Genomic DNA, 9,791 nt, shown 5'->3' with positions numbered 1-9,791 from the left:
AAATATCCCGGGGGAGTTTGAGGGGGCTGGCCCCCTCATGAACAACCCCCTCATGAACGGTGCGAGTTTGAGGGGGCTGGCCCCCTCATCAACAGCCCCCTTATCAACAGTGCGAGTTTGAGGGGGCTGGCCCCCTCAACGGGTCGTATTTTCGCAAAGCGAAAATGCGACCCTTCAAAAGATGCCCTCACAGCCCCTCTTCACACGCCCCAAAGCCCCGAAGGACCGCACGCCCCGTTATCTTAATTTCCGTTAACACATCCCCCCTCAAGGCGGTGCACGCCCGGTGCACGCAAAGTGCACACTTGTCACCCCCCTAGAATCAGCTGTTTTTTGCCCCGTTAACCTTGCGCACCGCAGCTGTCACAGTCAGTTAACACTTGACTCAGACCTCCAATCTACTTAACACGTTAACAAGAAGAGAGGAGCCCGCCCGAATGCCGCATTTTTCCATAGAATATTCGGCCAATCTGGAGGCGCTCGTGGAGATGCCCGCGCTGCTTGAAACGCTCCGCGTGGCCGCGCTTGAAACGGGCCTTTTTCCCCTCGCAGGCCTGCGCATCCGTGCCTTTCGCGCTGATCATGTGAGCATCGCCGATGGCAATCCGGCCCACGCCTTCCTTGATCTGTCGATCCGCCTGCGCGAAGGCCGCCCCCAGACGGCCAAAGAAGCCGCAACCGCCCATATTTTCAAGGCTTTGGAGGGCTTCCTTGCGCCCGCCATGGCCACCCATCCGATCGCGCTCTCCTTGGAGATGCGCGACATTGATGCCAGCCTGTCGCCCAAAGCAGGCAGCATCCGCGACCACCTGAAGAAAGAGATCACATGAGCGATTTAAGCGCCAATATCACCAAAGCAGAGGCCTATCTCGCCCGCTTCAAAGAGGGCGGCGTGATGAACCGGATCGGCGGAAAATCCGTTCCCGCACGCTCGGGCGAAACCTTTGAAAACCATTCCCCCGTGGATGAAGCCTTTCTCTGTCATGTCGCCAGATCAGGCGCTGAGGATATCGACGCCGCCGCGCGTGCCGCCCATGCCGCCTTCGCCGCATGGCGCGATATGCCCGCCGCTAAGCGCAAGAAAATACTCCATAAAATCGCCGACGGGATCGAGGCTCGCGCCGAAGAAATCGCCTTTGCCGAGTGTCTTGATACGGGCCAGCCGCTCAGGTTTATGTCAAAAGCCGCCCTGCGCGGGGCTGAGAACTTCCGCTTCTTTGCCGACCGTGCCCCTGCGGCGCGCGACGGTCAGTCCCTGCCCTCGCCCACGCTGATGAATGTGACAACCCGCGTGCCGATCGGCCCTGTTGGCGTGATCACGCCTTGGAACACGCCGTTCATGCTCTCGACATGGAAAATCGCCCCCGCGCTGGCTGCGGGTTGCACGGTGGTGCACAAACCCGCCGAATTCAGCCCCGTGACCGCCAGCATCCTCTGTGAAATCGCTCATGACGCAGGCTTGCCTGATGGGGTTTGGAACCTCGTGAACGGTTTTGGCGAAGACGCTGGAAAGGCGCTCACCGAGCACAAACTGATCCGCGCCATCGCCTTTGTCGGCGAGAGCAAAACAGGCTCCATGATCATGCGCCAAGGCTCCGAATCGCTCAAGCGCGTGCACTTCGAACTGGGCGGTAAGAATCCGGTCATTGTTTTCGACGATGCTGATCAGGACCGCGCCCTCGACGCCGCCATCTTCATGATCTACTCCCTCAACGGCGAACGCTGCACATCCTCCTCCCGTCTGCTCTTGCAAAAGAGCATTGCGGGCGGGTTTATCGACAAACTCGTGGCCCGCGTAAACAACATTAAGGTAGGCCATCCTCTTGATTTAAATACAGAAATTGGTCCACTCATCCATAAGGTTCATTTCGATAAGGTCTGTTCCTACTTTGACATCGCCCAAAAAGACGGCGCCACAATCGCCGCTGGCGGCAAAGCCCCTCAAGGCAAGGGCCATTACGTGCGCCCGACCCTCTTCACAGACGCCACCCCTGATATGCGCATCGCTCAGGAGGAGATTTTCGGCCCCGTTCTGACGACCCTGACATTTGAAACCGAAGACGAAGCCCTCGAAATCGCCAATGGCGTCGACTACGGCCTCACAGGCTATGTCTGGACCCAAGACATCACCCGCGCCATGCGCTTCACAGACAAGCTCGAAGCTGGCATGATCTGGGTAAACAGCGAAAATGTCCGCCACCTGCCCACGCCCTTTGGCGGCGTCAAAGCCTCAGGCATTGGCCGCGACGGCGGCGACTGGAGCTTTGAGTTCTACATGGAACAAAAGCATATCGGCTTTGCCATCGGAGAGCATAAAATCCCCCGCCTCGGCGCTTGAGACCCTAGACACACCGGAGACATACCATGCCCGTTCCAGCCCCAAATCTTTACCCTGATTTCAACACGATACGCCTGTCTCATACCTGTCTGAACGTCAAAGATCTCGGCGTATCAAAGAGCTTTTACACCGAAATCCTCGGCTTTCAGATCACCGATGAAAGCGATACCCACGTCTACTTGCGCGCCATGGAAGAGCGCGGGCATCACTGCATCATCCTCCAGAAATCAGACCAGCCCGGAACCGTCGAGGTGATGGGCTTCAAGACATTTGATGAAGATGATCTGGACAAAGCAGAGGCGTTTTTCAAATCAAAAGGCCGCCCCACCTCATGGGTGAAACGCCCCTATCAAGGGCGCACCCTGTTGACTTCGGACAACATAGGCATTCCGCTCGAATTCTACCACAAAATGGACCGCCTCCCCCCCATTCACCAAAAATATGCCCTCTATGGCGGGGTCAAGCCCTTGCGGATTGATCACTTCAACTGCTTCTCCCCCGATGTCGACGCCTCTGTCGCCTTCTACAGCGCCTTCGGTTTTCGCGTCACCGAATACACAGAGGATGAAGAGAGCAAAAAGCTCTGGGCCGCGTGGATGCACCGCAAAGGCGGCGTCCATGACATGGCCTTCACCAACGGCACAGGCCCCAGAATGCACCATGTTGCCTTCTGGGTGCCAACCCCGCTCAATATCATTGATCTCCTCGATTTGATGGCCACCACAGGCTATGTCAAAAACATCGAGCGTGGCCCTGGGCGTCACGGCATTTCCAATGCCTTCTTCCTCTATATCCTTGATCCTGACGGCCACCGGATCGAGATTTATTGCTCCGATTATCAAACGGTCGACCCAGACCTCGAGCCAATCAAATGGGATCTGAAAGACCCGCAGCGCCAGACCCTCTGGGGCGCAGCCGCCCCCCGCAGCTGGTTTGAGCACGGGAGCGAATTTGTCGACGTTAAGACACAAGAAAGCGCGCTCGCCGCAAGCCCGATCATCGCCCCATAACAGGACCAGCCTCATGAAATTCGCAACCGTCAATACCTCGGAAGGCCAGCTCTACGGAGCCGTGTGCGAGGCGGGGTTTACCGCTCTCTCACCCGCCTTCCCCCAATGGCAGACCCTGCGCAATGTGATAGAAGCCGCAGGCTTGCCCACGCTTGCCCAAGCCGCCGAAACCCGCGCCGTGACCCATCCAAACGATAGCTTCACTTACGCGATCCCCGTGCCGAACCCTGAGAAAATAATCTGCGTTGGCGTCAACTTCCCCGACCGCAATGCCGAGTATAAAGACGGTCAGGACGCCCCGCCCAATATGTCACTTTTCCCGCGTTTTGCGCGCAGCTTTACAGGCCACGGAGAGGCGCTCTTGCGCCCTCCCGAAACGCCCCAGCTTGACTATGAAGGCGAGATCGCCATCATCATCGGCAAGGGCGGAAGACGCATTTCACAAGTTAATGCGTTTGATCACATTGCCGCTATAACCCTCTGTAATGAAGGCACTTTACGCGATTGGGTGCGCCACGCAAAATTCAACGTCACCCAAGGCAAAAACTGGGACAGCTCGGGCGCAATCGGCCCGTGGCTTGTTCCATTCGAGCGGGCAGACCAGCTTGATGACATCCGCCTGACAACCCATGTGAACGGCGCATTGCGTCAAGACGACCGCACCTCTCGGATGCTCTTTCCGATCCGCCGCCAGATTGAATATATCTCGACATTTACCACACTCGTGGCAGGCGACATCATCATCACAGGAACCCCCACAGGCGCGGGCGCGCGCTTTGACCCACCGCGCTTTCTTGTTCCAGGCGATGAAATCATCGTCGCCGCAGAAGGCATTGGCGCGCTGCGCAACACAGTGAGAGACGAATGACCCCCGAAGACATAAAATCTGCCGCCAAAGCTCTGTTTGAGGCCGAAAAATCGGGCGTTCAGACGGGGCTGCTCTCTGTGGCCTACCCCAGCATCACAATGGATGATGCCTACGCCATTCAGGCCGAATTTGTGGCGCTCAAGCAGGCCAGCGGCCCCAAACCGATCGGTTGGAAAATTGGGCTCACCTCGCGCGCCATGCAAATGGCGCTGGGGATCGACATTCCCGACAGTGGCGTTTTGCTTGAGGACATGGCTTTTGCCAACGGCGCGCAAATCCCCAAGGGGCGCTTTATCCAGCCCCGTATCGAGGCCGAGATTGCCTTTGTGATGAAAGCCCCCCTCAAGGGCCGTGTAACGCGCGAAGAGGTCATCGCGGCGACCGACTATGTCGCCCCAAGTATCGAAATTCTCGACACGCGGATCCTGCGCCGCGACCCTGCCACAGGCCAGAGCCGCAAGATATTTGATACGATTTCGGACAATGCCGCCAACGCGGGTATCGTGTTGGGCGAGGGCCGCTTTGATCCTGCTTCCGATCTGCGCTGGATCGGGGCCATCGTTTCTGCCAACGGGCAGGTCGAAGAGACAGGCCTTGGCGCAGGCGTGCTCAATGACCCTGTGCAAGGGATCGTCTGGCTTGCCGCGCGCATGGAGCTTTATGGCCAAAGCATTGAAGCAGGTCAGGTCATCCTTTCAGGCAGTTTCATCCGCCCGCTCGAATGCCCCGCCGAGACCTTGATCGAGGCTGATTTTGGCCCATGGGGCGTGGTCAGCTGCCACTTTGAATAAAGCGCTTGGCAATATCGCCAGACATATAGCTGATCCGCCCGCCCGCAATTGTCGCGGCCATGCGGCGGCTCTCGGCCTCTACAATCATGAGATCGGCGCGCAGCCCCGCGCGCAGCGTGCCGCGATCCTTGAGGCCCAAGAGCCGCGCCGGCCCGCTTGAGACCAAAGCCCAAGCGCTGGCCAGATCACACAGCCCCGCTTCCTGAACAAAAAAGGCCGCGCGCCGCAATGAGGGGTAGTGATAATCAGACGCCAGCGCATCACAGAGCCCCATAGCGATCATATCCACAGCACTCACATTGCCGTTGTGACTGCCCCCGCGCACCACATTGGGCGCGCCCAGAATAACCCCGGTGCCAAGCCCATGCGCCGCTTCCCCCGCCTCCAGCGTCTCGGGAAATTCCGCCAGCGTCACGCCCATATCCCGCCAAGACAGACAGTCTTCACGGCTGCGGTCGTCGTGGCTTCCAAGCGTCACGCCCTGCACGCGCAACCGCGCAGATAGCCCGCGCAAAGCTTCAGGCACACGCCCGCGCTCTTCATACATCTTTTGTAAAAGTTTGTGCAGCGTCTCGGGGCTACGGCGGCTCTTCAGAGCCATCCCGTTCAACCGCCGCGGCACCAACCCCTTAGCCAGCCGCTCATGCGGGACATGATCGTTAAAGACCACATATTCGACACCATACTTGGCCACCAGCGCTTCAAAGCGGGGGTAGTCGTCCAACATATGGGTCTCAAATCGCAATTGTTTGCGCAAATCCGTCACAGTGTCCTGCGCGGTCAGTGCCAGAGCCTCCAGAAACTGGCTCGCAAAATCAGGCCCGCGATAGCCCCCCTCCCAGCTGAAAAACTGCGCCATGACGGCCGTGGTCACACCGTTGGCCGCAAGCTCGGCCTCGGCGGCCCGCAAGCCTGCTCCAAGGTCTTTCATGGCCCCGCGACGCATCGCCAGATGCCGCTCAAAGCCGTCACCGTGAATATCAACCAGCCCGGGCAGCACAAGATAGCCCGCAAGGTTCACATCGCGCCCGCCGCTCTCGCAGATCAGACCATCAGCAAAAGACAGCGGCCCCCGCGTCAGCCCTTCAGGGCCAAGCACCTCGGCCCCGACAAATCGTAGTGCAAGCTCACTCATCGGATGTTTCGTCTCCCAAGACCATATCAAGCATTCTCAGCTCGTGGTCGAATTTACCATTGCGCAAAAATGCCAGAACCTGCGCAACAACCAGCGGGTTGTTCATCAAAAAAGTATGGGTCACAGGCAGGGTAATATGGTCTGCCATCCCCGTTACTTTTGTCGAGGCCACCGAGACTTTGCCATCGTCATCGCCCTTGAGCAAAACCGAAAACGCAGGGCTGAGCGAGCGGTTGCCCGCAATCACACCCAACTCAAAATCCACATCCGGCAAATGCGCCGCAACGCCCTCTGCGCCGGTGCCCAGTTGCTTACCTGCAGGCCCGTTAAACCAGCCAAACACCTCCCAATCGCCAAACTCGTCGACAATTTCGGAGCCTTGATTGGGCGGCGCCAACATGACCACACGGCCAAGATTTGCAGGCTTTAGCCCCGCGAACCAGTAGCGCAGCAAAATCCCGCCCATAGAATGCGTGACATAGTGCACCCGCGTGTCGCCACAGGCCTGCGTGGCCTCGGGCAAGACCGCAGTTGCCAGCGAAGCTATGGTCTCTTTCGTTGACGGATAATCAGGCCGCACAACCTGATAGCCCTGCTCTTTGAGCACTTCTTCCAAGAGATAAAGCGACGTGTCACTGCGCGCGAGACCGTGCAGCAAGACAACACACTCAGCCCGCAGCAGCGCAGGCAAGCAGCAAATGAGAAAGGCCAAGGCATATCGCATGGGCCCCAGATAGCCATTCTGCCAGCACGATGAAAGAGACAAAGACGCAGCTGACCTGATCAGATGGGCGTTCTGCGCGGCCGGTATAACGAAAGCAACACCCCGCCCAAAACCAGACCCGTCGCGACGCCAAACCGCCAGCTTACTGCCTCACCGATCAGAAGCATTCCGCCTGCCAAAGCAAGGATAGGCACTGTGAGCTGTGCCACAGCAGCCATGCTTGCGGGCAGATGTGGCAAGACCCGATACCAAAGCGCATAGCCAAGCCCCGAGGTCACAGCCCCCGAGAGCACAGCCAGACCTGCGCCCATCACGCTCATACCATCCCAAAACAACACAGCAGGCAACACCGCCAAAGGTGCCGCCCAGACAAAATTGCGCGCGGTGGTTGCAAGCGGATCGCTGGCCCTTGCCCCGACAAGAGAATAAACGCCCCACCCAAGCGCCGCCAAAAGCATAAGCGCCGCGCCGCCCAAATCGACAGGGAGCCTCCCGCTTGGCCACATCAGAAAAACAAGCCCGCCAAAGGCAAGGCAGCCGCCCGCCCAGCGCAGCGGCGGAACATCCTCGCCCCGCAACACCCCGCCGGCAAACATTGTGATTTGCACACCACCAAACAGGATCAACGCGCCCAAGCCCGCATCAAGGCTTACGTAAGCAAAGGAAAACCCAAGCACATAAGCCAGAAGCGCCAATGGCCCGACAACACTCGTGGCCCTTCCCGTGAGCCGCCAGACCGCGTGCCCACGGATCTGCACCAGAGCCGCGAGGACAATCGCCCCCGAAAGCAGCCGTATGGCCGCAAAGCTCGCTGGCCCCGCCTCGCCTTCAACAAGCGCCAAACGGTTGATCACCGAGTTCGCAGAAAAGGCCAACATGGTGAGCGCAACAAGAAGGAACAATCGCATCGCCTAAAGCCCGTCAAAGGCTTTGGGATAGACCAGCTCTACCGCAGGCGCGCCGTCATGCCCCGCCAGCAGAGTGAAGTCTTTGGGATAGGGCGTTACAAGGTTGGCTGCCTTTGTGGCCGAAAATCCTGCCCGCTCATAAAACGCAGGCGGCCCCAGCACCACAACAGGCTTTTGCGCCCCCTCGGCCCAAGCGACAAGCTGGCCGATCATTCTCTTGCCATGGTTCATACCCTGCCAATCAGGCCGTATCGCCACAGGTGCAAGACAGAGCCAGCCCTGCGGCGCCACCATTTTGGAGAGGGCATAATAGCCGATAACCGCCTCGCCGAGCGGCAAAACCATCTCACCAACCATAGCCCCCGCATGGCGCAACTTCGCGACAAGCTCGGCCTCATCAGAGCCACCAAACGCTGCGCGCAGCAGCGCATCAACCTGCGCGGCCTCTTCAGGCTTCATCGGACGCAGGAAAGACGGAAAAATTGGTGTGTTCATGTGAGGAGCCTAACGGATTGTCTCGATAAGAAAAGAGGCGCCCCGCTTGGAGCGCCTCTCTTATTTTTGCAGCTTACCCTCTGGGCATCTTTGCGACGCAAAAAGCCTGTCGGGAAGACAGAATTCGCTCAGCGAATTCGTCTTACATCATGCCGCCCATGCCGCCCATGTCGGGCATACCGCCGCCTGCTGGCGCGCCGTCTTTTGACGGCTTGTCAGCAACCATGGCTTCTGTTGTGATCAAAAGACCAGCAACCGAAGCGGCGTCTTGCAGAGCTGTGCGCACAACTTTGGCCGGGTCGATAACACCAAACTTGAACATATCGCCATATTCTTCAGTTTGAGCGTTAAAGCCGAACTTGAGGTCGCTGCTTTCGCGGATTTTGCCCGCAACAACCGCACCGTCAACGCCCGCATTCTCAGCGATCTGACGCAGTGGCGCTTCGATGGCTTTGCGCACAATCGAGATACCAACGTCTTGGTCGCTGTTGTCGCCTGAAAGTCCTTCGAGTGTTTTGGCGGCCTGCACAAGTGCAACACCACCACCCACAACGATACCTTCCTGAACAGCCGCGCGTGTGGCGTTCAGAGCATCGTCAACGCGGTCTTTGCGCTCTTTCACTTCCACTTCTGTCATGCCGCCTACGCGGATAACAGCAACACCACCGGCGAGTTTCGCAACACGCTCTTGGAGTTTTTCACGGTCGTAATCAGACGTTGTTTCTTCGATTTGCGTGCGGATCTGGGCCACGCGCGCTTCGATTTCGGCTTTGTTGCCAGCGCCATCAACGATTGTTGTTTCGTCTTTTGTGATCGAGATTTTCTTGGCTGTGCCAAGCATATCCATTGTCACTGACTCAAGCTTCATGCCGAGATCTTCCGAGATCACTTGACCGCCTGTCAGGATCGCAATGTCTTGCAACATGGCTTTGCGGCGATCGCCGAAACCAGGAGCTTTGACAGCAGCGATTTTCAAGCCGCCACGGAGCTTGTTGACGACGAGTGTCGCAAGCGCTTCGCCTTCAACATCCTCTGCGATGATGAGGAGCGGCTTTTGTGACTGGATCACCTGCTCCAGCAGGGGCACCATGGCTTGCAGCGACGAAAGCTTTTTCTCGTGAAGGAGAATGAGGCAGTCTTCGAGTTCTGCAACCATTTTGTCTGGGTTTGTCACAAAGTAAGGTGACAGGTAACCGCGGTCAAACTGCATACCTTCGACAACAACAGTTTCTGTTTCCAGACCCTTGTTCTCTTCAACAGTGATCACGCCTTCATTGCCAACTTTTTGCATCGCATCTGCGATTTGCTGGCCGATTTCGCGCTCGCCGTTGGCTGAGATCGTGCCGACTTGGGCCACTTCATCTGTGCCTGATACGTCACGTGCCGCTGCCTTGATCGCGTCGACAACTTTGCTTGTCGCAAGGTCGATGCCGCGCTTCAGGTCCATCGGGTTCATGCCCGCAGCAACTGATTTCATGCCTTCTTTGACAATGGCTTGCGCCAGAACTGTCGCAGTTGTTGT

General features: G+C 58.0%; 10 protein-coding genes. 5 read left to right on the top strand and 5 right to left on the bottom strand.

The genetic code is table 11. The annotated features are described in order from the left end of the window. Positions 1-437: 437 nt before the first annotated feature. Genes ACTF58_RS13050 through hpaH form a run of 5 tightly spaced genes read left to right on the top strand, consistent with a single transcriptional unit; the run spans position 438 to position 5,007 of the window. Entirely contained in the window at positions 438-830 is a 393-nt protein-coding gene (locus tag ACTF58_RS13050; RefSeq protein WP_438992404.1) for a 5-carboxymethyl-2-hydroxymuconate Delta-isomerase, read from the top strand. Then, positions 827-2,338: a 5-carboxymethyl-2-hydroxymuconate semialdehyde dehydrogenase gene (gene hpaE, locus ACTF58_RS13045; protein WP_438992403.1), complete on the top strand. Its 1,512-nt coding sequence runs from the start codon at positions 827-829 to the stop codon at positions 2,336-2,338. The genes ACTF58_RS13050 and hpaE overlap by 4 nt, the downstream gene beginning before the upstream one ends. 26 nt (positions 2,339-2,364) lie before the next feature. Then, entirely contained in the window at positions 2,365-3,348 is a 984-nt protein-coding gene (gene hpaD / locus ACTF58_RS13040; RefSeq protein WP_438992402.1) for a 3,4-dihydroxyphenylacetate 2,3-dioxygenase, read from the top strand. Between the two features lie 13 nt (positions 3,349-3,361). Next, on the top strand, positions 3,362-4,216 hold the full coding sequence (locus ACTF58_RS13035; RefSeq protein WP_438992401.1) for a fumarylacetoacetate hydrolase family protein: 855 nt from the start codon (positions 3,362-3,364) through the stop codon (positions 4,214-4,216). Continuing rightward, positions 4,213-5,007 (top strand): 2-oxo-hept-4-ene-1,7-dioate hydratase, encoded by a 795-nt coding sequence (gene hpaH / locus ACTF58_RS13030; RefSeq protein ID WP_438992400.1) that lies wholly within the window; start codon positions 4,213-4,215, stop codon positions 5,005-5,007. Before ACTF58_RS13035 ends, hpaH begins: the two co-directional genes overlap by 4 nt. On the opposite strand, the gene ACTF58_RS13025 is transcribed toward hpaH, so the two are convergent. The 5 genes from ACTF58_RS13025 to groL all read right to left on the bottom strand — a co-directional run. After that, positions 4,988-6,142 (bottom strand): alpha-D-ribose 1-methylphosphonate 5-triphosphate diphosphatase, encoded by a 1,155-nt coding sequence (locus tag ACTF58_RS13025; RefSeq protein ID WP_438992399.1) that lies wholly within the window; start codon positions 6,140-6,142, stop codon positions 4,988-4,990. The genes hpaH and ACTF58_RS13025 overlap by 20 nt on opposite strands. Continuing rightward, positions 6,135-6,866, bottom strand: coding sequence for an esterase/lipase family protein (locus tag ACTF58_RS13020; RefSeq protein ID WP_438992398.1), 732 nt, complete (start codon positions 6,864-6,866; stop codon positions 6,135-6,137). Before ACTF58_RS13020 ends, ACTF58_RS13025 begins: the two co-directional genes overlap by 8 nt. 59 nt (positions 6,867-6,925) lie before the next feature. Continuing rightward, positions 6,926-7,774 (bottom strand): DMT family transporter, encoded by an 849-nt coding sequence (locus tag ACTF58_RS13015; protein WP_438992397.1) that lies wholly within the window; start codon positions 7,772-7,774, stop codon positions 6,926-6,928. Between the two features lie 3 nt (positions 7,775-7,777). Then, entirely contained in the window at positions 7,778-8,269 is a 492-nt protein-coding gene (locus tag ACTF58_RS13010; RefSeq protein WP_438992396.1) for a GNAT family N-acetyltransferase, read from the bottom strand. A 142-nt stretch (positions 8,270-8,411) separates the two neighbouring features. Beyond that, on the bottom strand, positions 8,412-9,791 hold a 1,380-nt coding region (gene groL, locus ACTF58_RS13005; RefSeq protein ID WP_438992395.1), incomplete at its 5' end, for a chaperonin GroEL.

Source organism: Lentibacter sp. (genome assembly GCF_965657785.1).
GTDB lineage: Bacteria > Pseudomonadota > Alphaproteobacteria > Rhodobacterales > Rhodobacteraceae > Lentibacter.
This window is presented reverse-complemented; position numbering and strand designations above follow the sequence as displayed.